The following is a 24,133-nucleotide window of genomic DNA, read 5'->3' as shown; positions in this document are numbered from 1 at the left end:
TCATTCTCCTTTTCTTGTTGTCTTTTGTAATATCTGCTTCATTTTAAGCCCGCATATTTAAAGCAGGGAATTTGGAATCCCCTGCTTTCGTACCTAACTATATCACATTTGGGCTTCAATCAATGTCATTTCGGTTGACGCTTTTTGTCCATTCCTATAGTATGTCACTTTCATTTTATCGCCAATCTGCTTATTTACATATAAATGTTTACGGAGCTCCGGAACATTAGCGATTTTCTTCCCATCCAGCTCCACAATGACATCGAACTCCTTTAACCCGGCTTTAGCAGCCGGAGAACCTGGTTCAATACTTGTAATGACGACACCTTCTGTCACACCAGTAGGTAATTTCAATGTTTCCTGCCTCTGATAATTGGTCACTTCATTCAAGGAACGAAGACTAGTTCCCATATAAGCCCGTTTCACTTTTCCATGTGCCTCTAAATCCTCAATAATCGGTATAGCATAATTGCTTGGAATCGATAATCCAATTCCCTCAACGGATGACTCGGCTATTTTCATGGAGTTTATCCCAATCACTTGGCCGCCTATATTAATTAAAGCACCTCCGCTATTCCCTGGGTTAATCGCTGCATCTGTCTGAATAACCTCTGCATTCCAGTCCTCCACACCATCTGAATTCACATCAATCGGTATAGTTCTGTTCAAACCCGAGATAATCCCTTGGGTCACGGATCCGGAGAAATTCAAACCTAGTGGATTACCAATTGCAATAACTGGTTCTCCGGCTTTTAATTTATCAGAATTACCAAATTCAGCAACTACATCAATACCCTTATCATCTATTTGGATAACAGCTAAATCTGTCCATATGTCGCTTCCTAAAAGTTCTGCCTTTGTTTTAGTACCATCAGCTAAAGTAACCTCTAAGGAAGATGCACCCTCCACCACATGATTATTGGTAACGATAAACGCTTTTCCATTCTCCTTTTTATAGATGACTCCTGAGCCTGTGCCTGCCTCCTGAGTTTCATTAAAAAAATCAGAGCCTTGGATATTTGTAATCCCGATTACCGCGTCTCCCGTTTTTTCAACAGCTTTAGTAACGTCAGTCGTCACATCCATAGAAACATTTTGAGTCAATTTGGATGCATCATTACCGTTATTTGTACTAGTATTCTGATTTAATCCATTATTATTCAAGTTGCCTGTCAATAGAAGGACTAATAATGCACCAATAATAGCACCAATTAAACCAGAGAGAAAATAGCCTGCTTTACTTCCTTTTCGTTTAGTTTGCTGTTGTTCTGACTGATTATAATTTTGATCATAATAGCCCATTTGCCAACATTCCCTTCACTATTTACTTATGTAGGTCTAGTATTTGTTGTTTTCCATTTTATAAACAAAAACAGCATCGAAAGGAAATTCTTGTTGCAGAGTTTAATGATATGTTTAATAACTAGTGAGTATTCTCCAACCTTTACCAACATTATATATATTACCTAAAAAAATAACAGAGGAAACCTCCTCTGTTAAACAAGTATTAATTCAGTTGGTTCGTTAGGATCCGTATCATACAGGCTAAATTGCTCTCCCGCTCTGATCCCTTTTGTTTCAAGTGTTTGACTGACAGACATACGTGCCAGATCCTTCATATTATTGTCCTTACTTAAATGAGCCAGATAAAACCGTTTTGTACGGTCACCCGCAACTTCACTCATGGCTATAGCAGCATCCTCATTACAAACATGGCCTACATCGCTTAGTATCCGACGCTTTACACTCCATGGATATCGACCCATGCGGAGCATACTTACATCATGATTGCTCTCAAAGATGTACACATCTGCATTTTTAATAATGCCCTTCATTCGATCACTTACATACCCCGTATCTGTAATTGTCACCAGTTTCTTACCATCCTGGTGAAATACATAAAACATCGGCTCTGCCGCATCGTGCGAAACACCAAAGGACTCTACATCAAGGTTGCCAAATGACTTAACGGTCTCCATTCCAAATTCAAATTTTAAATCTGTAGGAATTTCGCCAATTAACCCATCCATTGCTCTCCATGTGTTGGCATTTGCATAAATAGGCAGCTGATATTTACGAGCCATAATACCAAGCCCTTTTATATGGTCACTGTGCTCATGTGTCACAAAAATTCCTGATAAATCCTCAGGCCTTTTATCAATTTTATTTAATAGCTCGGTCATTTTTTTGCCGCTTAAACCAGCGTCCACTAAAAATGAATGCTCTCCTGATTCCACATAGAGTGAATTCCCCGTGCTTCCACTGGCTAGAACGCTAAATTTCATCGACATTCTTCCTCACTCCGTTACATTTCCTTCTTCTGTATTCAGCACTTGTCCTTCAATACCATTTACGAAATAATCCTCTTGCTTATTTACTGTAAAATGCCATGTTGGTACAAGGACAAGCACTTTTGATTCTGATACTTCTATTAAGGTATAAAAACCAAGCTCTCCCTTTGAAACTTCACTTCCAGATGACAAGTATCCTCCATTCAACAGACTTTCTACTGCTTGAATTGGCGGATTAATCTCTTGGTTTTCATTAAATTCCTCAATATCATCGAGGTGTGTTTGTATATACGAAATTACTTCATCATTTTCATTAAGCGTAAATATTAAGGCGCCGTTTTTATTATTAAAAAGTAAACGGCTTTTGTAGGTTTGATAATATGTTATTGTTCCATCTTCTTTACGCCAAAATTTATACTCATCTCCCGAATATACATTTTTGTTAATGAAGCTTTCCAGCTCAAAATATTTCCCTTCACCAGTACCAATTTTAATTGGTTTATCCAGCGTCGATCGAATGGTTCTTTTATTATCAATAATTAAGGTTTGATTTTTGAGGGTATTTAATTCCTCTTTACTGAATTCCTTAGGCTTAGCACTTATCGTCTTTTCACTTACTCTTTCCTGAGTTCCTACATGATACTTGATTCCCTCAGCCTTTAGCCTTTCTTCAATGGTTGAATCCGAATCCTTATTGATTTCAAGCTTTGCTGCCCTAAAATCCAGGAACTGATATAGGAGGAATACATCCAGAATTAGAAACACAACAATAAATAAACCTTTTGTTTTATTCCAATCCATCCATAAGTCCTCCTAAATCCTTTTCGGGAATCTCCATCCAGCTGCCACCATACTGATAGTACCAGACAGGTTTCAATTCCAAAAGAGTCGTGCCTGAATTATCATCATAAATTAGCTTATAGCCGACAGTCATATCCGTAAGTTTATTTGCATCATATTGTTTACCCATACCGTTTTTGAAGGACTTTAAAGCTTCATTTGCAGAAGGAAGAGTAACTGCGCTTTGATCCAAGGGCTCATCCACAAGATTAAAATAGGAACGTTCATATCTCTTCACATTTTGAGTTCCATATTCCAGGTGAATTTCAGTCATACCTTCCTCATTAAATACAGGAAGTCCATCAATATATAAACGGAAAGCGACTTCTCTGCTAAACTCATCTAATGACGCATACCGGTGGCGTGTATCCCAACCGGCATGAATATTGATAAATTCTATGCTGCTTTGCAATATATGAGTTTCCAGCTTTTTCTCATCTTTGGCACCGACAACAAGATTTTTGTATTCAATCATTGATGTCTTTGGGTTCTTTTTCATTATACTCAATCCATCGGTATAGATATCCCCTTCCTGCTTAACAGTGCTTGGTCTGATAAACAGAGCTTCCTTAAAGCTTTTCACATCAGTAGCTTTTGTTAGAAAATCATATTTACTTACTTTTATTTCGCCGGATGGAACCAGGATTGAGTTAGTTTCTGATAATTTCAGCTTTGTGTAGGGTTTTAGATTTTCAACCCTCGCGTACTCTTTTGTGAAGTCTTCAATCAAACTTTTATCAACGGATGCTTCAATGACTGTTTTCTTTTCACTAGAAACAAAGTAGATAGAATCATTATCGGTATGAATAATAACCCTGTCAAATTTAACATTTGGCAACTCATTATCTTCTATTTTTAAATAATTTTTATAAAAAGACAGCGGAACGATATCATTAAATATTAATTCAATGAATCCATCCTTCTCACTAAACTTATTGATAGCAGCAGTATTTTTATACTTTGATGATTGATCCTGAAAGTTAAACATATTCCATTTTTTTATGGAGTTGATTGCTTGTGTAATCATTTCCTCAGAGTAAGTTCCATAGGATAAATTACCTTTATGATAAATCATTTTTGTTGGCTTTACGACTTCATCGGGTTCAAGATTACTGAAGATTTTCTCCTGAACATAGTTTGTATTCTCCGTCTCGTTATAGGTTGGCTGATAAAACCAATATGACCAAGTCAAAAGGCCACTTATCAAAATGAGGGACACCAATAAGATATTTTTAAATCCTTCCCAGCTCATTCCCAATCATCCTCTTGTAATGTTTCATAAGGGAGAGTAAAGAAAATGGTTGTCCCCTTCCCTTCCTCACTAGAAGCCCAAATATGCCCCTTATGTGCTTCAATCATTTCCTTCGCTATCGCGAGACCTAAACCTGTACCGCCCATCTTTCTTGATCTGGCTTTATCTACACGGTAGAATCTTTCAAATATCTTAGCTACATTTTCTTTTGGAATACCCATTCCTTCATCTCTAATGCTAATTTCCACAAATTGTCCGATTACTTGCAGCTTAAAGGTAACTTGTCCACCCTCAGGTGAATACTTCAATGCATTCGAAATAATATTATCGAGTACTTGAGTAATTTTATCCTCATCTATTTCAACACCAATTGGCTCAGATGGGATTAAACGCTTAAAAGTTACATTTCGCGATTTAGACATTTCAAAACGATCGATAATTCGGTGGAAATAACGGCCAAAATCGACCCAGGTTGTAGAAAGCTTATAGTCTGTATTATCTAGCTTTGAAAGCTGCAAGAGATCATTGACCAATCTGATCATCCGCTCTGTTTCTGTTTGAGCTATATTCAGAAAACGCGGAGCAAGCTCTTTATCTTCCATAGCGCCATCTGCCAAAGCTTCAAGATAGCTTCTCATCGTTGTCAGCGGCGTTCTAAGCTCATGGGAAACATTCGCAACAAATTCTCTTCTCTCTTCATCGATCTTTTCTTGCTCGGTAATATCATGAAGAACGACAATTAACCCATTAATAAAACCTGTTTCTCTTTGAATAACAGAGAAATTCGCTCTTAAATAAAGCAGTTTCTTTTCATTGCTGTAATTAAGGATAATGGAATCTTTCTCACTCAATAATTGATCAAAAGTGAACGTGTCCTCTAATCCTAATACCTCTGTAATCGGCTTAGATAATGACGTTTCACGTGAAACTTTCAGCATTGATAGTGCTGTGTCGTTAATCAAAATGACTCGGCCTCTGCGATCTGTTGTTAGCACGCCATCTGTCATATTAGTCAATACAGAAGAGAGCTTCCTTTTCTCTGCATCAGTTGTCGCCTGTGCATCTTGTAGCTTTTTAGTTAAACTATTGAATGTAATAGCAAGCTGGCCAATTTCATCGTATCCATACACCTTAACTTTTCTCGAAAAGTTACCACGTGACATCGCTAAAGCTTGCTTACGCATGTCAGATATTGGCCTTGTAATGGTTTGTGCCAGCAATATTCCTAAAAAGGCTGTCACTGCAAGAGAAATAATCGTTCCCTTCGCCATTATCGTATTAATTTGTTTTAATTGGGAATAGACATTCTCTATTTTCGTATTCAGATATAAATTCCCTATAATTTGTCCATCACTCAAAATCGGTTCTGACCAAAGGAGAATTCTTTTTCCCGTCTGAGAATCGATTCTGATTTCTGTTTGGGGCGTTCCTTGGTTATTTGCCCTATCAACAAGCTTTTCAGTTGAACGGCTCCCTATTATATCTTGTTTCTCCGGATCAGATGTGCCAATAATTTTTGAATCCTGATCCATTACCCGTATTTCCGTTATATCCCCAGAGGAATATCCCTCCAATGTCGTCTTAATGTCTTCTATTAAGGTGGGATCTTCAACTTTGCGGGTTTCCGTTATTTCTTTTTCTAAACTATAGGAAAGAATCGTTACCCGCTCTTGAATAGAGCTCTTAAAATTCTCCAATAGCTGCTGTTCAAGTCCCTGTGCAAAATAAACTCCGATAATTTGCATGGCAACTAAAATAAGCAGCACATAAATTAGTACAAACTTAAAATAAATCGATTTAAAGAAACCAACTTTTCTCATAATTTTTACTCCTGTTCAGGATGACGGAGGTAGTACCCAACTCCTCTTCTTGTAACAATCCATGCAGGATGGCTTGGATTATCTTCTATTTTTTCACGTAAGCGTCGAACGGTTACATCAACTGTTCTGACATCTCCATAGTAATCATAGCCCCATACTGTCTGCAGAAGATGCTCCCTTGTCATTACCTGGCCTATATGTTTAGCGAGATAAAAGAGAAGCTCAAATTCCCTATGGGTTAATTCAATGGTGTCACCTCTTTTGGATACCATATAAGAATCAGGATGTATCACTAGATTGCCAATCGTAATTTCATTTGTTTCCTCGTTATCTTCCTGCTGATTTGCAGCATGTTTTTGCCTGCGTAAATTCGCTTTTACGCGCGCAATTAATTCACGAGTACTGAACGGCTTTGTCACATAATCGTCTGCGCCCAGTTCCAGGCCAAGCACTTTATCTATTTCGGAATCCTTTGCCGTCAGCATAATAATTGGCATATCATATTTCTTCCGCACTTCCCTGCATACTTCCATTCCGTCCTGTTGCGGTAGCATGATATCTAATAAAATCAAATCTGGCTGAAGTTCTTCTACCAGTTTAATGGCATCATTACCGTCATAGGCACAATACACATCAAATCCTTCTTTTTTCAAGTTAAACTGTAATATATCTGCAATAGGCTTTTCATCATCAACAACCAGTATCTTTTTATCCATCGTCTATTTCTCCCTTTTATATAATAAAATGTCTATATTAATGACATCTGCGAGTCACAATTTTGTTAAACTATCCTAATCTTACTTTACCATTTCTATTGAAACAGGTCATCTTTTTAAAATTTAATTCCAAATATATACAAGGGTGAATACCAAAAAGGATTAGACTGGTGTCTAACCCTCAAATTCTCTATGAAATATACTAGTACTAATGATTAATTTATTCAAAAAGCTGACAAACGTTTTCGTCTGTCAGCCAGTTATTTTTTATATACCGTATGGATTGCGGAGTATATTCGTTTGATTACGGTCCGGTCCTACAGAAAAGATTGATAATGGAATACCTGTTAACTGAGATACTCTTTCTAGATAAGTACGTGCATTTGCAGGCAGTTCAGACAATGTTTTCACACCCGTGATATCTTCTGTCCAGCCTGGCAGTTCTTCATAGATTGGTTCACATTCAGCCAATATTTTCAGACTCGCCGGGAACTCCTCCAATACTTTTCCATCGTGTCGATAAGCAACACAGATTTTTAATGTTTCAATACCTGTTAAAACATCGATAGAGTTAAGAGAAAGATCAGTGATTCCACTAACGCGGCGCGCATGGCGGACAACGACGCTATCGAACCAACCTACCCTTCGCGGACGTCCCGTAGTAGTACCATATTCTCTTCCTACCTCACGAATTTGATTACCAATTTCGTTATCAAGTTCGGTAGGGAATGGTCCATCTCCAACACGTGTCGTGTAGGCTTTACATACACCCACTACATGATTGATTTTTGATGGTCCAACTCCGGAACCGATTGTCACGCCGCCCGCAACTGGGTTGGAGGATGTAACGAATGGGTATGTTCCCTGATCGATATCAAGCATTACCCCTTGTGCTCCTTCAAATAAAACACGGCGTCCTTCATCCAAGGCGTCATTTAAAACAACAGAGGTATCACACACATATTGTTTAATTTGCTGTCCATATTCATAATATTCTTCAAAGAAATCATCCATCGTAAAGCCTTCAGTTTCATAAAAACGTTCCAGCATACGGTTTTTCTCTTCCAAGTTTCTTGTTAACTTCTCTTCAAATACTTCTTTATCTAATAAATCGGCAATCCTGATACCTATACGGGCTGCTTTATCCATATAAGCCGGGCCAATTCCCTTTTTAGTAGTACCTATTTTATTACTCCCTTTTCTCTCTTCCTCTACTTCATCAAGTTTCAGATGATAAGGAAGAATCACATGGGCTCTATTGCTGATACGTAAATTATCTGTGGTAATCCCACGATCGTGCAGATAAGTAAGCTCCTCAATAAGTGCTTTAGGGTCAACGACCATACCATTTCCAATTACCGATATCTTATCCTTATAGAATATGCCTGAGGGAATCAAATGAAGCTTATATGTTTCACCATTAAATTTTATTGTATGTCCCGCATTATTTCCACCTTGATATCTGGCAATTACTTCTGCGTTTTCTGAAAGGAAATCTGTAATCTTTCCTTTACCTTCGTCTCCCCATTGTGTACCTACTACTACGACTGAAGACATTCTTTACACCTCCACTAATTTACCAACATCTTGCACTTTGGCTTAACAAACAAATTAAGTGTATCAATTACATGAAGTAATTTCAAGGAATTCACGAACGTTTATATGAAAATAGTAAAATATGTTCGTGTATTGATGTAATAAAAATAAACCCACCTTTGTTTGGTGGGTCGGTCTATAAACTATTATGCTCCAGAAGGTATGGCATCATCCTGGAATCTTCTCTCTAAATTAACAAACTTATTGTATTCCTTCACAAATGCCAGTTGAACTGTTCCAACCGGGCCATTACGCTGTTTCGCAATGATAATTTCAATAACATTTTGGTTTTCTGTTTCTTTATCATAATAATCTTCCCTGTATAAGAAGGCTACAATATCAGCATCTTGCTCAATACTTCCTGACTCACGGATATCAGACATCATCGGACGCTTGTCCTGACGTTGCTCAACACCACGAGAGAGCTGGGAAAGAGCGATAACCGGAACTTCTAGCTCCCTTGCCAAGGCCTTAAGGGAACGGGAAATTTCTGATACTTCCTGTTGTCTGTTTTCGCCTGATCTGCCATTTCCCTGAATAAGCTGGAGATAGTCAATCAGGATCATGCCAAGTCCATGTTCTTGCTTTAAACGACGGCATTTTGAACGGATTTCACTAATTCGGACACCCGGAGTATCATCTATAAATATACCTGCATTTGATAAGCTTCCCATTGCCAGTGTTAATTTGCGCCAATCTTCGTCTGTCAGAGATCCTGTTCTAAGGTTTTGAGCATTTATATTACCTTCTGCGCAAAGCATACGCATGACCAATTGTTCTGCACCCATCTCCAAACTGAAAATCGCAACATTTTCATCCGTTTTTGTTGCAACGTTTTGGGCAATATTAAGTGCAAAGGCTGTTTTACCAACAGATGGACGGGCAGCAACGATAATTAAATCATTACGCTGAAAGCCTGCTGTCATGTGATCCAAGTCATTAAAGCCTGTAGGTATTCCAGTTACATCTCCTACGCGGTTATGAAGTAACTCAATATTGTCATAGGTCCGAACTAAAACATCTTTAATGTTGTGAAAGGCTCCGGCATTTTTTCGAGAGGCAACTTCCATAATGCTCTTTTCGGCTTCACCCAAGAGACTTTCTACTTCATCTTCACGTGAATACCCATCTTGTACAATGCCAGTTGCTGTATTAATTAATCTTCTAAGAACGGACTTTTCTTCAACAATTCGGGCATAATATTCTATATTGGCCGCGGTAGGTACTGATGACGCCAGTTCTGTTAAATAGGGAACTCCCCCTACCTCTTCAAGCTGCTTTGTTGCACTTAGTTCTTCTGTTACTGTGACTAAATCGACAGCCTTTCCTTTGTCGTTTAGCTTCAGCATAACCAGGAAGATTTTTTGGTGTGCACTTCTATAAAAATCCTCAGGTATCAAAATCTCAGAGGCAAGTATTAAAGAGGAAGGCACAAGAAAAATTGCTCCTAAAACCGCTTGTTCCGCCTCAACATTTTGTGGTGGAACCAAATCAGTAAAGAGCTCATTCATTCGGCAAACCCCCTTTATATATTTAAACGTAATTATATATTTTTATTAGCAATTAAAATGGATTGCTATTCTATTGTATATGGAAATGAAGAGAATAGGTACAGGAAATTATTTATTTTAACTTTCATTTGCATTAGTAACTTCTATCATACTAAAAAAAAGTGATGAAATCAGCTAACAAGCTTTTCATCACTTTTTTTAAGAAAATTATTTCCTGGGAAAATATTTTATTGTTCTTTCACATGAACATTTAAAGTAGCGGTTACCTCATGATGAAGCTTAACCGGAACTTTTGTGTAGCCGAGAGAGCGAATTGCGTCTTCTAATTCAATTTTACGTTTATCAATTTTATGCTTATGCTGTTTTTGTAATTCGTCAGCAATCTGTTTGCTGGTAATGGATCCAAAGATTCTGCCGCCCTCACCAGTCTTCGCTTTTAATTCAATTGTAAGCTTTTCTAATTGCTCTTTTAATTTTTTTGCATTTTCTAGTTCCTCAGCTGCAAGCTGTACTTCTTTATTTTTCTGATTTTCTAGTGTTTTCATATTGCTGCCGGTTGCTTCTACAGCTAATCCCTGTTTCAAAAGGAAATTATGTGCATACCCATCTGCAACATTTTTAATTTCACCTTTTTTTCCTTTTCCTTTAACATCTTTTAAAAATATTACTCTCATGTGTTTGTGCCTCCTTCATATAGCTCATCAATTGCATCTTTCAACATTTGCTCTGCTTTTTCCATTGAAATGTCATCCAGTTGAGTTGCCGCATTTGTAAGATGCCCTCCGCCACCCAAACGTTCCATAATAACCTGAACATTTATATCGCCAAGAGATCTTGCACTTATGCCAATGCTAGTTTCTGATTTTCGTGATAACACAAAGGATGCGATCACTTCATCCATTGCTAACAATGTGTCTGCAGCCTGGGCAATCAAAACCTGATCAGCAAATTCATTTAAATCACCATGAGCAATAGCAATCCCTTTATGATAAAAATAAACGTCCTCAATCAGCTTTGCGCGCTTTAGGTAAGTATCTACATCTTCCTTAAGAAGCTTTTGTACAAGGACTGTGTCTGCACCATGCCCTCTTAAAAAAGAAGCAGCATCGAAAGTTCTGGATCCTGTTCTAAATGTAAAGGATTTTGTATCCACTATAATACCAGCCAGCAAAGCAGTTGCTTCCAGCATACCTACCTTAACACGCTTTGGCTGGTATTCAATAAGCTCCGTTACTAACTCGGCTGTAGATGATGCATATGGCTCCATATAAACCAGGATAGAATTATCTATAAATTCCTCGCCACGCCTGTGATGATCAATCACCACGATTTTTTCAGCCCGGGAAACCAGTTTTTCCTCAATGACCATGCTTGGCTTATGAGTATCTACGATAACAAGTAATGTTTTATCGGTGATTAGCTCAACACCAATTTCAGGTGATATAAATCTGGAGTCCAACTCAGGCTTTTGCTTCACTTGAGATAGAAGTCGTTTAACACTTGAATCTAATTCACTTCTGTCTAGAATAATATATCCTTCACGGTTATTCATTTCGGCAATTTTTAATATCCCTAAGGACGAACCAATAGCATCCATATCGGGAAACTTATGTCCCATTACAATAACTTTATCACTATCGACTATCAAATCACGCAGTGCATGTGAAATTACCCGTGCGCGAACTCTAGTTCTTTTCTCCATAGGATTCGTTTTGCCACCATAAAATTTCACTTTTCCATTTGGGAGTTTAATGGCAACCTGATCTCCACCTCTACCCAGAGCCAGATCAAGACTTGATTGAGCAATGCTGCCCAATTCAGGTAATGCAGAAACTCCGCTCCCCACACCTATACTCAGTGTTAACGGAACATTTTGCTTGGCCGTTGTTTCCCGTACATCATCCAGTATGGAAAATTTCGTTTTTTCTAGGTGGTTAAGAATACTTTCGCTAAAAATAGCGATAAACCGATCCGAGGAAATTCTCTTTAAAAAGACTCCATATTCTTTAGCCCAATTATTTAATAGGGAGGTTACAAAGCTATTTAAGCTGCTTTTTCGCTGGTCGTCCATTCCTTGTGTCACATCGTCATAGTTATCTAGATAGATAATTCCAATGACAGTTCGCTCTTCTTCGTACATTTTTTCAATTTCTGTTTGCTCTGTAACATCGAAGAAATAAAGCAATCTTTCCTCCGGTTTATGGACTACTCGAAACTTACGATTATAAATTGCTACAATATCTTCGCTTTCCTCTCTTTTCACCAAAGGTATTAAGGGTTCTGCAACCTCAGAAATGTATTTTCCAACCAAAGTATCTTCCTGGAGACACTTAGCCATATATGGGTTGGTCCATTCAATTACATAATCCTCGTTGAAAAGCAGTATACCTATTGGCATTTCTAATAGAGCTTCTTCCCCCACTTTTTTTAATCGATAGGATAGAGTGGAAATATAGATTTCCGTTTCTTTTTGTATTCCATATTCAATTTTTAATATTAGAAAGAAGAGAATGCCAAAAAGCAAAGAAGCTACTATTGCAAATATCCAATTATAATAAGCAAGAACTCCGATGATTACTAAAGATACACCCAATAATGCGTAGATGGGATAACGGATCGCTTGCCTGTTTAAATAAGATGGCATAGATTCAGCTCCTAAATAATGTGGATCAATTTATGTATTACTTATCATTATACTTGATAAAACTCCATTATGACCAACAGAGCAATTAATTACCTGTTCAGAGGCGTATAATTAATACCCTTCATTAGTACCTATTTAAAACAATAAATACATACAAAGAATATTATAAAGCATAAATAAAATGATATCCAAAAAACAAGACATTACATTAAACCATAATGTTATATTTAAATAATATTTAAAAATAATGTAATTCGATGTCTGTAATTTTATTAATAATTCCTCATGTCAATACTGTTTCCTTAAATACAATTAAAAAACGGAAAGGATTCCCTTTCCGTTTTTATGTGTAAAATCTTATTTTTCCTCTGCTACGAATGGTAGAAGAGCCATAGTACGAGCACGTTTGATTGCAATAGTCAATCTACGTTGGTACTTAGCGCTTGTTCCAGTTACACGACGTGGAAGAATTTTTCCACGCTCAGAGATAAACTTTTTAAGAAGATCTACATCTTTATAGTCGATGTGCGTAATGCCGTTTGCTGTGAAATAACAAACCTTACGGCGTTTTGCACGTCCGCCTCTGCGTCCGCCTGCCATATTATTCACTCCCTTTCATTATAATTATATACGTCCGTTCGAATTATCAATGTTAGAATGGAAGGTCATCATCCGAAATATCGATAGTTTGTCCATTACTACTGAATGGATCATCATCAATCTTCGTATAATTACTGTCCTTCCGTTGATTCTGGTTTTGGTTGCTATTTCCCTGGCCAAATGGATTGGTATCATGACCACCATATTGGCTTCCGCCGCTTTTTTCACCGGCAGATGAACCTTTAGGCTCTAGGAATTGTACGCTCTCTGCCAACACTTCTGTTACATAGACACGTTTTCCATCCTGACCTTCATAATTACGAGTTTGAATACGTCCATCAACTCCAGCAAGATTACCCTTTTTCAGATAATTAGCTGCATTTTCTGCCTGGCGTCGCCAAACAACACAGTTAATAAAATCTGTTTCCCGTTCACCTTGTTGGTTAGAAAATGGGCGATTCACTGCTAATGTGAAGGTTGAAACAGGAACACCATTCGGAGTATAGCGGAGATCAGGATCCTTCGTTAAACGACCTACCAAAATGACACGGTTTATCAACAGAATCAACTCCTAATATTAGAAAATTGTTCCACATGAAACAATTTATGTTCAATCAAAATTACTCTTCTTCTTTAACTACAATATGACGGATGATATCTTCGCTGATTTTAGCAAGACGGTCAAATTCTTGAACAGCCTCTGCAGTTTCAGCTTGGATTTTGTTGATCATGTAATATCCATCACGGAAATCATTGATTTCATAAGCAAGACGGCGTTTGCCCCATTCTTTTGTTTCAAGAACTTCAGCACCCTTGTCAGCTAAAATTGTGTTAAAACGCTCAACTAAAGCTTTTTTTCCATCTTCCTCAATGTTTGGACGGATGATATACATAACTTCGTATTTTGTCATCACTGTCACCTCCTTTTGGTCTAAACGGCCCTTATGGGCAAGGAGCAATTAATTACAATTACTCACAAGTTAAAAGTATAGCATACATATAAGAAGTTTGCAAATTGATAAAAAAGACCGATCATACTGACCGGTCCTCTTGTTTATACATTGAAACGGAAGTGAATAATGTCTCCGTCTTTTACTTCGTATTCTTTACCTTCTAATCTAACTTTACCCGCTTCTTTCGCAGCATTCATGGAACCAGCTGCCATCAGATCTTCATAAGAAACGATTTCTGCGCGAATAAATCCACGTTCAAAATCAGAGTGAATAATTCCAGCACACTGTGGCGCCTTCATCCCTTTACGGAAAGTCCAGGCACGTACTTCTTGAACACCTGCCGTGAAATATGTTGCCAAGCCCAACAATTGATAAGACGCTCGAATTAATTGATCCAACCCAGATTCTTCTATGCCTAGTTCTTCAAGGAACATCGCTTTTTCTTCGCCTTCAAGCTCTGCAATTTCCGATTCAATTTTGGCACAAATCACGATTACCTCAGCATTTTCCTTCGCTGCAAATTCACGAACCTGAGTCACGTAATCATTATCGGACGCATCTGCTACTTCATCTTCATCAACATTAGCAACATATAAAACTGGTTTAATCGTGAGAAGATGTAATCCTTTCACGATTTTGAGCTGTTCTTCCGTGAATTCAACTGCTCTGGCTGGTTTTTCAGCTTCAAATGCTTCTTTTAATAAGGAAAGAACTTCATACTCAACAACTGCTTCCTTATCTTTTTGTTTAGCTAATTTACCTACACGGTCAATTCTTTTCTCTACCGTTTCCATATCAGCGAGAATTAATTCGAGATTAATCGTTTCAATATCATCGATTGGATTAACCTTACCTGAAACGTGGGTAATATTTTCATCAGCAAAGCATCTTACTACATGGCAAATTGCATCTACCTGGCGAATATGGGAAAGGAATTTATTGCCTAAGCCTTCTCCTTTACTTGCCCCTTTTACAATTCCTGCGATATCGGTAAATTCAAAAGCAGTCGGTACTGTTTTCTTCGGTACTACAAGCTCTGTCAGCTTTTGCAATCTATGATCTGGTACCTCTACAATCCCTACATTAGGATCAATCGTACAAAATGGATAGTTAGCAGATTCTGCTCCAGCCTGTGTTATTGCATTAAAGAGAGTAGACTTCCCTACGTTAGGCAGACCTACTATTCCAGCTGTTAATGCCACATCATTCACTCCTTATGTGAAAACATATTAAATGTTATATAATCTATATGTGATAAACCTTTACCAATTATAGTGACAAGTCATCTAAAAGACAAGCCGCTATTATTTTTCAATTAGTATTTGAATTACACTTTATTATGATAGCATACAAGCTGTACATTAAGCTTTGAGATTATGCCTCGTGTTTCTGAAGTATCTTTTTCATCTTCCTAACAAAATCTTTACGGGGCAACATGACACTATGGTCACATCCTTCACATTTAATTCGGACGTCCATACCAAGTCTAATAATCTTCCAGCGGTTGATACCACATGGATGAGGCTTTTTCATTTCAACAACATCATTCAATCCAAAATCCTTATCATCCATAGTTTTTTAATCCTCCATTATTTAAACTTTTCACTTTATATCCATGAATTATATCAGCATATGGCCAGACCTCCAATTAAAACCAACATCCAGAATAAACAGAAATCTACCTAGACTCCCGTTTCTCTAATTTCTTTCCTTTCATTTCATCATATAAGAATAACGTTTCACACTAAATTCGCTATAAAGAACCATTCACTATTATTACCTGGGTATATGAATTGAAACTAAATGTTTTTTTAATATAACTTATTCAAATCTACTAGGATCTAAATACCTATATAAATGAATAATGACAATGTTTCTTTATTCCTTATGCTTGGGTATACATATGATAAATCAATCTGTTTAAAAGAAACGTTAACCATTTTACTACATCTCAGCTTTGGAAGGAAAAAGTGTATATAAAAAGACAAGTATTTTCATCCTGATAACCGGATGGGAAGAATATAGGATTCGAAAGTCTGCAAAATATTCCAAAGTTCAGTGTATAAAATTCCTATATTTTCCGTATACTGATAGTACTTTTGCAGAGGAGTGGTAATTATGAACATGAGGCCTTCTTTTTTTGAACAACGCAATACAACAAATCGAATATCATATGAGGAAGAGAATGCCCACCATGTTATCTCTAGAGAATTACTCACAATCCTCCCTTCTCATAAAGTACGTCCTGTTGTCATTGTTTGTATCGGTACAGACCGTTCAACTGGTGATTCACTTGGTCCTTTAATTGGAACATTGTTAAGTGAGAAAACACTGCCCAATTTTTATATATATGGTACATTAGAGGATCCAATCCATGCTGTGAATTTACAAGAAAAACTTAATTATATTCATAGCATACATGAAAATCCATTTATTATTGGAATAGACGCTTGTCTTGGCAGAGTTAAAAGTGTTGGAATTATCCAGGTTGGTAAAGGCCCTGTAAAGCCTGGTGCCGGTGTAAATAAAGAATTGCCCAATGTGGGAGAAGCCCATATTACAGGAATCGTTAATGTTAGTGGATTTATGGAATACTTTGTGCTTCAAAATACTCGTTTAAATTTAGTCTTAAAAATGGCTAAAGCTATTACAAAAGGTATTTATTTAGCCGGTTTATCCTATAATCATGCCGCTTCCATAACTACAACATTTAATTGGAACTTCGAAGAAGAAAAGGTACATGACAATAATTTATAGAGAAAAATAAAAAACCATATAAATGGTTTTTTATTTTTCTAAAATTTCAAGGAGTCTCTCTAAATCCTCATTGGAGAAAAATTCTATTTCTATCTTCCCACGCTTATTATTCTGTTTAATATTAACTGTTGTACCGAAACGTTCTCTTAATTGATTTTCTCTTTCCTGAATAAATATATCCTTAGCAGGGACTTTTTTTGTTTCACGTGGAACACTTTCATTCAAACCTTGAATGATCCCCTCTAATTGCCTAACATTAAGATTTTCCTTGATTACTTTATCAGCCAGAGGTTTAATATCTTTTTTTGATTTCAGGCTTAACAATGCTCTTCCATGTCCCATTGATAATTTTCCTTGAGAAATATAATCCTGAATCAATGCAGGCAATGATAACAATCGAATATGATTGGCTATATGAGGTCGGCTTTTCCCCATTCTTTTCGCCAATTCTTCTTGAGTGATATCAAGGTTTCTCAATAATGACTGATAAGCAGCACCCTCCTCTACTGGATTTAAATCTTCTCTTTGAAGATTTTCCAATAAAGCAAGTTCCATCATTTGTCGATCATCAAATTCACGAACTACAGCAGGCACAGTTTTCATTTTTGCTTCTTTAGCAGCACGAAAGCGCCTTTCTCCAGCCACTATTTCATAGCCTTTAATACTGCTTTTCCGTACAATCAGAGGCTGTAAAATTCCATGTTGAAGAATTGAGTTCTTTAATTCTTCAATAGCTTCAGGCTGAAAAGATTTCCTTGGTTGATATGGATTTGGCCGCAAATTTTTAAGCGCAATCTCTTGTACCACTTCTTCTTTGCTGACTTCCATGTTAGCAATAAGGGCATCAAGACCTTTCCCCAATCCCTTACCCATTTGCAACCACTTCCTTTGCCAAATCTAAATATACTTCCGCTCCACGTGACTTTGGATCATAAATAATAATCGGCTCACCATGGCTTGGTGCTTCACTTAAACGTACGGTACGTGGAATGATCGTTTTATATACTTTATCCTGAAAGTACTTCTTAACCTCATCTATGACTTGTATACCCAGGTTTGTCCGAGCATCAAGCATGGTTAATAATACTCCCTCTATTTTTAAATCATGGTTTAAATGTTTCTGGACTAATCTAACCGTATTAAGTAATTGACTGAGGCCTTCAAGGGCGTAGTATTCACATTGCACAGGTATAAGCACAGCATCAGATGCTGTAAGGGAATTTAGAGTTAATAAACCTAAAGATGGAGGGCAATCAATAATAATATAATCATACTCATTAACGACTGCTTCTAACGCTCTTTTCAAGCGTACTTCTCTGGATATGGTAGGAACCAATTCTATTTCAGCACCTGCAAGTTGAATAGTAGCCGGTATGACATCTAGGTTTTCAACTTTCGTTGCCTTAATAACATCAGCAACATCCACATCATCAATAAGTACATCATAAATGCATTGTTCAACATCAGCCTTCTCTATCCCTACTCCACTGGTCGCATTTCCTTGTGGATCAACATCGACTAGCAAAACTTTCTTTCCTATGTACGCCAAGCAGGCCCCCAAATTAACTGAGGTTGTTGTTTTACCAACTCCTCCTTTTTGGTTTGCAATAGATATTACTTTTCCCATGTTGTCACCTGCCTCACTTTACATTCAGACTTATAACGTTTCTATTTTAACATGTTTCTATTTTTCAAAGTTCATATATTTAAAATTATCACACAGAAAGTATCGATTTTTGTAAAAAGTTTTGATTATATAAAAAAAACTGGCAACCTATCGGATTGCCAAGTTATCAATTAATGAAACTATTATTTCCTCTTTTTCGGAATACGGATTGTAATTTGATAAAAATCATCAAACTCTGTTTCCTCTGAGTCTAAGTTAATTCCATTATCCTTAACCATGCTCATTGATTGACGGATAGTATTTACCGCTATGCGCATATCCTTACTGAATGCTTTTCGGATGGCACGAGGCTTTTTGTCTTCATCAGCTGAAAGCAGTTTGTTGACTCGTTCCTCTGTCTGCTTCACATTCAGTCCTTTATCAATAATTTCTTCGACAAGCTTCGCCTGTTTTTCAGGATCTTTTAATGGGATTAAGGAGCGTGCATGTCTTTCTGTGATTGCCTTTTGCATGACCGCATTCTGAACCACCTGCGGCAATTTAAGTAAACGGATTTTATTGGCAACCGTAGATTGTCCTATTCCAAGCCTGTTTGCAAGACCTTCCTGGGTCAATTGATGCAGTTCAATTAATTTACTGTATGCCACAGCTTCTTCAATAGGAGATAATTCCTCACGTTGAAGGTTCTCTATTAAAGCAACAGATGCTGTTTCAGTGTCTGAGAGATTATTAATAATGGCAGGAATTTTATCCCAACCCAATTTACTTATGGCTCGGTATCGACGTTCACCGGCAATTATTTCAAATTGTCCATCATGGATTTCTCTGACAACAATGGGTTGAATAATTCCATGCGTTTCTATAGTCAGAGCAAGTTCTTCAATTTTCTCATCATCAAAAATACTTCTTGGTTGAAAACGATTTGGTACAATTGAAGAAATAGGTAATTTATGGATTTCGTCATGGTTTATTTCTTCTTTTTCCGTCTCAATTTCCGATTCCCTGTCAACATTTTGTTCTTTATCTCCAAGTCCAAAAAAACGTGAAAAAGGATGTTTTGTCATCCCTACACCACCTTTAAAAAACTTCCAACTAGCTTAATCATTGGCAAAAATCATATTTAAATAAGTTCAGATTGTCTCATTTTTTGGTAATAACTATCTTTATTATACCGTTTTTTAGAATATCCGTCTCAATAAAGTTTACTCTAATGGCTGCTTATTTGGTGTTCCCGGTTTTCGTGGATATTTTTTTGGCGTTTCTTTTACTTTATCTATTAAGATAATATGACGTTTGCTGTCTTCCTTTGGCAGTTGGAAATAAAAGTCCTGATCCATTTTACCACCTAAAATTGTCAACGCCTTTTTCCCTGCCAATACTTCATCATCAGCACCGGCACCTTTTAAAGCGATAAATTTGCCTCCTTTTTTTACTAATGGAAGGCATAACTCGCTTAAAACCGATAATCTGGCAACTGCTCTAGCCGTAACATAATCATATTGTTCCCGGTGTGCTGCTAATTTACCAAATGTTTCTGCACGATCATGATATAAATTGACATCCTGTAAACCCAGCTCATCTGTTAAGGTTTTTAAAAAGGTAATCCGCTTATTTAAAGAATCTACAATAGACAATTTTATTGATGGAAAGCAAATCTTTAGTGGTATACTGGGAAACCCTGCTCCCGCTCCAACATCACATAAAGAAAGATCCTGATTAAAATCAATAAAGAAAGATGGTGAGATGGAATCATAGAAATGTTTCAAATAAACCTCTTCTTTATCCGTAATAGCTGTCAGATTTACTTTTTCATTCCATTCTACCAAAAGCTTAAAATACGTTTCGAATTGGTCAAGCTGAGATGGAGAAAGAACAATTCCCTTCTCCTCTAATGCATGTTTAAATTCTGATATGTTCATTTATTTACCTCTTAATTTTGGGGTATTTTTGCAATTTTCCCTTGTTCAATATAAACGAGCAAGATAGAAATATCAGCTGGGTTAACACCTGATATACGTGAAGCTTGGGCCATAGATAATGGACGAACCTGTTTTAATTTCTGACGTGCTTCAGAAGCAAGCCCTGTAATAGCGTCATAATCAATTAAATCAGGGATTCTTTTGTTTTCCATTTTCTTCAGCTTTTCTACTTGCTGAATCGACTTTTCAATATAACCCTCATATTTAACCTGTATTTCCACCTGCTCTGCTACATCCTCAGGAACTTCACTCTCTGCAGGAATTAATTGACTGATATGTTTGTACGATAATTCTGTCCTTCTAAGCAGGTCATTGCCGCGAATGCCATCCTTTAGTTCACTGCTTCCCCATTCTCTTAAATAAGATTGGGTAGTTTCATTTGGTTTAATGATGGTAGCAGCCAGCCTTTCGATTTCATTCTGAATAGCTTGCTTTTTAGTCAAGAAGCGTTCATAACGGTCCTCACTGATCAATCCAATGCGATGGCCTATTTCTGTTAATCTCAGGTCTGCATTATCATGTCTCAGCAATAAACGATATTCAGCACGGGATGTAAGCAATCTATAAGGCTCATTCGTTCCCTTCGTAACCAGGTCATCAATCAGAACCCCAATATAGGCATCCGAACGGCTCAGAATAATCTCCTCTTCATTCAGAGCTCTGCGGCCTGCATTGATCCCAGCCATTAGCCCCTGTCCAGCAGCTTCTTCATAACCTGATGTACCATTAATTTGGCCAGCAGTATATAAATTTTTAATATTTTTTGTTTCTAATGTCGGCCAGAGCTGTGTTGGTACGATAGCATCATACTCAATTGCATAGCCAGCCCGCATCATCTGTACATTTTCGAGCCCCGGTATGGTTGCCAGGATTTCCTTTTGAACATCTTCCGGCAAACTTGTTGAAAGCCCTTGTACATATACTTCATTCGTGTCTCTGCCTTCCGGTTCAAGGAAGATTTGATGGCGTGGCTTATCATTAAAACGAACTACTTTATCTTCTATTGATGGACAGTAACGCGGTCCAGTACCCTTAATCATTCCAGAATACATAGGAGAGCGATGTAAATTATTATCGATAATCGTATGTGTTCCTTCATTTGTGTATGTCAGCCAACATGGCAACTGATCCGTAATATAGGTCGTTGTCTCATAGGAAAATGCCCTTGGTACATCGTCCCCAGGTTGTATTTCAGTTTTATTGTAATCAATTGTATCACCGTTCACTCTTGGCGGTGTACCTGTTTTAAAACGGACTAAATCTAATCCAAGCTCTTCAAGGTGTTCAGATAGCTTGATGGATGGTTGTTGATTATTTGGACCGCTGGAGTATTTTAATTCTCCTAAAATAATTTCTCCGCGTAAAAAAGTCCCTGTTGTAATAACAACTGCTTTTGAATGATAGATAGCCCCTGTCTGTGTAATAACGCCCTTACATTCCCCATCCTCAATAAGTAAGCGATCAACCATCCCTTGCATGAGGGTTAGATTCTTTTCATTTTCGAGCGTTTTTTTCATTTCGTTCTGATAGGCGAATTTATCTGCCTGTGCTCTTAACGCACGCACAGCCGGACCCTTACCTGTATTGAGCATTCTCATTTGAATATGGGTCTTATCAATATTTTTACCCATTTCTCCACCAAGAGCATCAATCTCTCTGACTACGATCCCTTTTGCAGGACCACCAACTGATGGATTACAGGGCATAAATGCAACCATATCCAAATTAATTGTTAATACAAGTGTTTTAGCCCCTTGTCTGGCAGCAGCAAGACCTGCTTCACTCCCCGCATGACCTGCTCCTATTACTATTACATCATATTCACCAGCATGATATGCCATTGTTTTACCTCCTTATTTCCCAAGACAAAACTGCGAAAACAACTGATTGATTAAACTCTCATGGACACTTTCTCCAATAACTTCCCCTAATAGTTCCCATGACTTTGTTAAATCGATTTGAACCAGATCAATTGGTACACCGGCATTAATGCCATCCAGTGCATCATCAATTGCCTGTTTTGCTTTATTCAAAAGGGCTATATGACGTGAATTAGATACATATGTCGCATCGCCGGAATTTAAATTTCCCTCAAAGAAAAGTCCAGAAATAGCTTCCTCTAAGTCATCTACACCTTTATCCTCTTTTAGCGATGTTAAAATAATCGAATAGTTCTTTGCAACAGCTTTAACTTTATCAATTTCAAGCTTTCCAGGAAGATCTGTTTTGTTAATAAGCACAATGACATCCATCCCATTGACAGCTTCAAACAAACGTTGGTCTTCTTCTGTAAATTCTTCTGCATGATTTAGCACAAGAAGTATTAAATCTGCTTTCTTTAATACCTCTCTGGAACGTTCCACTCCGATACGCTCTACTATATCTTCTGTTTCACGTATTCCGGCAGTATCCACCAAACGAAGCGGTACTCCCCTTACATTAACATATTCTTCAATGACATCCCTTGTGGTTCCTGGAATATCTGTAACAATTGCTTTATTTTCCTGTACCAAACTATTTAATAAGGAAGACTTTCCTACGTTAGGTCTGCCGACAATTACGGTTGAAATACCTTCTCTTAAAATTTTCCCCTGATGACTGGTTTGTAGTAATTTTTCAATTTCCCCACTGACATATTCACAGCGTTCCTTAAATAAGTGGTGAGTCATTTCCTCCACATCATCATATTCAGGGTAATCTATATTAACCTCCACCTGAGCTAGTGTTTCAAGGATATCCTGGCGCAATTTCTTTATCAATCTTGACAGTTTACCTTCAACTTGCCCTAAAGCTACATTCATCGCTTTATCTGTCTTCGCTCTGATTAAATCCATTACAGCTTCCGCTTGAGACAAATCAATTCTTCCATTTAAAAACGCCCGTTTTGTAAACTCTCCAGGCTCGGCTAAAGTAGCTCCCTGTCTTAAGATAAGCTGAAGTACTCTATTCACGGAAACTAAACCGCCATGGCAATTAATTTCGACGATATCTTCACGAGTAAATGTATTTGGAGCTTTTAAAACGGTCACCATTACTTCTTCTATAATGGTATTCGTTTTAGGATCTATGATATTTCCATAGTGTATCGTATGACTTGGCACATCAGTCAATCTCTTCCCTTTAGGGCTCCGATAAACAGAGTCTGCGATACTTATTGCCTCATCTCCGCTTATACGAACAATTCCGATTGCTCCCTCTCCCATCGGAGTTGATATCGCAGCAATTGTATCAAAATCCATGACCTATACTCCTTTCATAACAAAATTAAAAATCTATAATAATCGACACATACCATTTGTACCCGCCGCTCTTATCCACAACCACTAAAATGCAGTACGTATAATTTTAACTTATCCACATGTGAATAACAAGAATCTAAGCACAATCTTCCTTTTAGATATAAATTATTCAGCTAAATTGTGAACTCTGTTCTTATATTTTTTTCACCTTATATCTACTTTGCCCTAATACACTCGTTTAGATATCAGAAAGTCCAGTTCTTTTAATTATTAAAAGCCGATAAATTCAATCAATTATAACTGGAAGC

General features: G+C 37.3%; 22 protein-coding genes. 1 reads left to right on the top strand and 21 read right to left on the bottom strand.

Going from position 1 to position 24,133, the window contains the following annotated elements; translation table 11 throughout:
* Positions 1-102: 102 nt before the first annotated feature.
* The 15 genes from FHY45_RS12265 to FHY45_RS12195 form a co-directional block, all read right to left on the bottom strand.
* Positions 103-1,302, bottom strand: coding sequence for a S1C family serine protease (locus FHY45_RS12265; RefSeq protein WP_139892026.1), 1,200 nt, complete (start codon positions 1,300-1,302; stop codon positions 103-105).
* Positions 1,303-1,496: 194 nt separating this feature from the next.
* Positions 1,497-2,291, bottom strand: a complete 795-nt coding sequence (locus tag FHY45_RS12260; protein WP_066109662.1) for an MBL fold metallo-hydrolase — start codon at positions 2,289-2,291, stop codon at positions 1,497-1,499.
* Between the two features lie 6 nt (positions 2,292-2,297).
* Complete coding sequence (locus FHY45_RS12255) at positions 2,298-3,092, bottom strand: two-component system regulatory protein YycI (protein WP_066109666.1); 795 nt, start codon at positions 3,090-3,092, stop codon at positions 2,298-2,300.
* Complete coding sequence (locus tag FHY45_RS12250; protein WP_066109672.1) at positions 3,079-4,383, bottom strand: YycH family regulatory protein; 1,305 nt, start codon at positions 4,381-4,383, stop codon at positions 3,079-3,081. Before FHY45_RS12250 ends, FHY45_RS12255 begins: the two co-directional genes overlap by 14 nt.
* The gene (walK, locus tag FHY45_RS12245) at positions 4,380-6,203 is read right to left on the bottom strand and encodes a cell wall metabolism sensor histidine kinase WalK (protein WP_066109673.1); all 1,824 of its coding nucleotides are present in this window, start codon (positions 6,201-6,203) and stop codon (positions 4,380-4,382) included. The genes FHY45_RS12250 and walK overlap by 4 nt, the downstream gene beginning before the upstream one ends.
* Before the next feature lie 5 nt (positions 6,204-6,208).
* The gene (yycF, locus tag FHY45_RS12240; RefSeq protein WP_066109676.1) at positions 6,209-6,919 is read right to left on the bottom strand and encodes a response regulator YycF; all 711 of its coding nucleotides are present in this window, start codon (positions 6,917-6,919) and stop codon (positions 6,209-6,211) included.
* Between the two features lie 267 nt (positions 6,920-7,186).
* On the bottom strand, positions 7,187-8,476 hold the full coding sequence (locus tag FHY45_RS12235) for an adenylosuccinate synthase (RefSeq protein ID WP_066109679.1): 1,290 nt from the start codon (positions 8,474-8,476) through the stop codon (positions 7,187-7,189).
* Positions 8,477-8,661: 185 nt separating this feature from the next.
* Positions 8,662-10,026: a replicative DNA helicase gene (gene dnaB, locus FHY45_RS12230; protein ID WP_066109682.1), complete on the bottom strand. Its 1,365-nt coding sequence runs from the start codon at positions 10,024-10,026 to the stop codon at positions 8,662-8,664.
* 227 nt (positions 10,027-10,253) lie between these two features.
* Positions 10,254-10,700, bottom strand: a complete 447-nt coding sequence (gene rplI / locus FHY45_RS12225; RefSeq protein ID WP_066109684.1) for a 50S ribosomal protein L9 — start codon at positions 10,698-10,700, stop codon at positions 10,254-10,256.
* Entirely contained in the window at positions 10,697-12,670 is a 1,974-nt protein-coding gene (locus FHY45_RS12220; RefSeq protein WP_139892025.1) for a DHH family phosphoesterase, read from the bottom strand. The genes rplI and FHY45_RS12220 overlap by 4 nt, the downstream gene beginning before the upstream one ends.
* A 357-nt stretch (positions 12,671-13,027) precedes the next feature.
* Entirely contained in the window at positions 13,028-13,270 is a 243-nt protein-coding gene (gene rpsR / locus FHY45_RS12215; RefSeq protein ID WP_066109691.1) for a 30S ribosomal protein S18, read from the bottom strand.
* 52 nt (positions 13,271-13,322) lie between these two features.
* Positions 13,323-13,829: a single-stranded DNA-binding protein gene (gene ssb, locus FHY45_RS12210; RefSeq protein ID WP_066109692.1), complete on the bottom strand. Its 507-nt coding sequence runs from the start codon at positions 13,827-13,829 to the stop codon at positions 13,323-13,325.
* Positions 13,830-13,890: 61 nt separating this feature from the next.
* On the bottom strand, positions 13,891-14,184 hold the full coding sequence (gene rpsF, locus FHY45_RS12205) for a 30S ribosomal protein S6 (protein WP_302621348.1): 294 nt from the start codon (positions 14,182-14,184) through the stop codon (positions 13,891-13,893).
* 140 nt (positions 14,185-14,324) lie between these two features.
* Positions 14,325-15,425: a redox-regulated ATPase YchF gene (ychF, locus tag FHY45_RS12200; protein WP_066109696.1), complete on the bottom strand. Its 1,101-nt coding sequence runs from the start codon at positions 15,423-15,425 to the stop codon at positions 14,325-14,327.
* A gap of 172 nt (positions 15,426-15,597) precedes the next feature.
* The gene (locus tag FHY45_RS12195) at positions 15,598-15,795 is read right to left on the bottom strand and encodes a DUF951 domain-containing protein (protein WP_066109702.1); all 198 of its coding nucleotides are present in this window, start codon (positions 15,793-15,795) and stop codon (positions 15,598-15,600) included.
* A 546-nt stretch (positions 15,796-16,341) separates the two neighbouring features.
* On the opposite strand from FHY45_RS12195, the gene yyaC reads away from it, so the two are divergent.
* Positions 16,342-16,980, top strand: coding sequence for a spore protease YyaC (gene yyaC, locus FHY45_RS12190; RefSeq protein ID WP_066109705.1), 639 nt, complete (start codon positions 16,342-16,344; stop codon positions 16,978-16,980).
* Positions 16,981-17,010: 30 nt separating this feature from the next.
* Here the strand turns inward: yyaC and FHY45_RS12185 are convergent, their stop codons facing one another.
* From FHY45_RS12185 to mnmE, 6 genes are all read right to left on the bottom strand, one after another.
* A complete protein-coding gene (locus tag FHY45_RS12185) occupies positions 17,011-17,853 on the bottom strand; it encodes a ParB/RepB/Spo0J family partition protein (RefSeq protein ID WP_139892024.1) in 843 nt (280 codons plus the stop codon).
* Positions 17,846-18,607 carry a ParA family protein gene (locus FHY45_RS12180; protein ID WP_066109709.1) on the bottom strand — a complete coding sequence of 254 codons (762 nt, stop codon included), beginning with the start codon at positions 18,605-18,607 and terminating at the stop codon, positions 17,846-17,848. Before FHY45_RS12180 ends, FHY45_RS12185 begins: the two co-directional genes overlap by 8 nt.
* Before the next feature lie 182 nt (positions 18,608-18,789).
* Complete coding sequence (gene noc / locus FHY45_RS12175) at positions 18,790-19,671, bottom strand: nucleoid occlusion protein (protein WP_066109711.1); 882 nt, start codon at positions 19,669-19,671, stop codon at positions 18,790-18,792.
* Positions 19,672-19,809: 138 nt separating this feature from the next.
* Positions 19,810-20,526, bottom strand: coding sequence for a 16S rRNA (guanine(527)-N(7))-methyltransferase RsmG (gene rsmG, locus FHY45_RS12170; protein WP_066109714.1), 717 nt, complete (start codon positions 20,524-20,526; stop codon positions 19,810-19,812).
* An 11-nt stretch (positions 20,527-20,537) separates the two neighbouring features.
* A complete protein-coding gene (gene mnmG, locus FHY45_RS12165; protein ID WP_066109717.1) occupies positions 20,538-22,427 on the bottom strand; it encodes a tRNA uridine-5-carboxymethylaminomethyl(34) synthesis enzyme MnmG in 1,890 nt (629 codons plus the stop codon).
* Between the two features lie 12 nt (positions 22,428-22,439).
* Positions 22,440-23,825, bottom strand: a complete 1,386-nt coding sequence (gene mnmE / locus FHY45_RS12160; protein WP_066109720.1) for a tRNA uridine-5-carboxymethylaminomethyl(34) synthesis GTPase MnmE — start codon at positions 23,823-23,825, stop codon at positions 22,440-22,442.
* Positions 23,826-24,133: the final 308 nt, after the last annotated feature.

This window comes from Bacillus sp. D386 (assembly GCF_006346415.1).
Note: the sequence above shows the minus strand (reverse complement) of the source record. Positions and strands in the feature narration are given on the sequence as shown.

Excerpts from the sequence above, each read along its gene's own strand:
- FHY45_RS12180 (WP_066109709.1), bottom strand. The coding sequence starts at position 18,607 with ATGGGAAAAGTAATATCTATTGCAAACCAAAAAGGAGGAGTTGGTAAA.
- noc (WP_066109711.1), bottom strand. The coding sequence starts at position 19,671 with ATGACAAAACATCCTTTTTCACGTTTTTTTGGACTTGGAGATAAAGAA.
- walK (WP_066109673.1), bottom strand. The coding sequence starts at position 6,203 with ATGAGAAAAGTTGGTTTCTTTAAATCGATTTATTTTAAGTTTGTACTA.
- mnmG (WP_066109717.1), bottom strand. The coding sequence starts at position 22,427 with ATGGCATATCATGCTGGTGAATATGATGTAATAGTAATAGGAGCAGGT.
- rsmG (WP_066109714.1), bottom strand. The coding sequence starts at position 20,526 with ATGAACATATCAGAATTTAAACATGCATTAGAGGAGAAGGGAATTGTT.
- rplI (WP_066109684.1), bottom strand. The coding sequence starts at position 10,700 with ATGAGAGTAATATTTTTAAAAGATGTTAAAGGAAAAGGAAAAAAAGGT.
- FHY45_RS12260 (WP_066109662.1), bottom strand. The coding sequence starts at position 2,291 with ATGTCGATGAAATTTAGCGTTCTAGCCAGTGGAAGCACGGGGAATTCA.
- rpsR (WP_066109691.1), bottom strand. The coding sequence starts at position 13,270 with ATGGCAGGCGGACGCAGAGGCGGACGTGCAAAACGCCGTAAGGTTTGT.
- FHY45_RS12265 (WP_139892026.1), bottom strand. The coding sequence starts at position 1,302 with ATGGGCTATTATGATCAAAATTATAATCAGTCAGAACAACAGCAAACT.
- dnaB (WP_066109682.1), bottom strand. The coding sequence starts at position 10,026 with ATGAATGAGCTCTTTACTGATTTGGTTCCACCACAAAATGTTGAGGCG.
- yycF (WP_066109676.1), bottom strand. The coding sequence starts at position 6,919 with ATGGATAAAAAGATACTGGTTGTTGATGATGAAAAGCCTATTGCAGAT.
- FHY45_RS12220 (WP_139892025.1), bottom strand. The coding sequence starts at position 12,670 with ATGCCATCTTATTTAAACAGGCAAGCGATCCGTTATCCCATCTACGCA.
- FHY45_RS12185 (WP_139892024.1), bottom strand. The coding sequence starts at position 17,853 with ATGGGTAAGGGATTGGGGAAAGGTCTTGATGCCCTTATTGCTAACATG.
- yyaC (WP_066109705.1), top strand. The coding sequence starts at position 16,342 with ATGAACATGAGGCCTTCTTTTTTTGAACAACGCAATACAACAAATCGA.
- FHY45_RS12235 (WP_066109679.1), bottom strand. The coding sequence starts at position 8,476 with ATGTCTTCAGTCGTAGTAGTAGGTACACAATGGGGAGACGAAGGTAAA.
- FHY45_RS12255 (WP_066109666.1), bottom strand. The coding sequence starts at position 3,092 with ATGGATTGGAATAAAACAAAAGGTTTATTTATTGTTGTGTTTCTAATT.
- mnmE (WP_066109720.1), bottom strand. The coding sequence starts at position 23,825 with ATGGATTTTGATACAATTGCTGCGATATCAACTCCGATGGGAGAGGGA.
- FHY45_RS12195 (WP_066109702.1), bottom strand. The coding sequence starts at position 15,795 with ATGGATGATAAGGATTTTGGATTGAATGATGTTGTTGAAATGAAAAAG.
- FHY45_RS12250 (WP_066109672.1), bottom strand. The coding sequence starts at position 4,383 with ATGAGCTGGGAAGGATTTAAAAATATCTTATTGGTGTCCCTCATTTTG.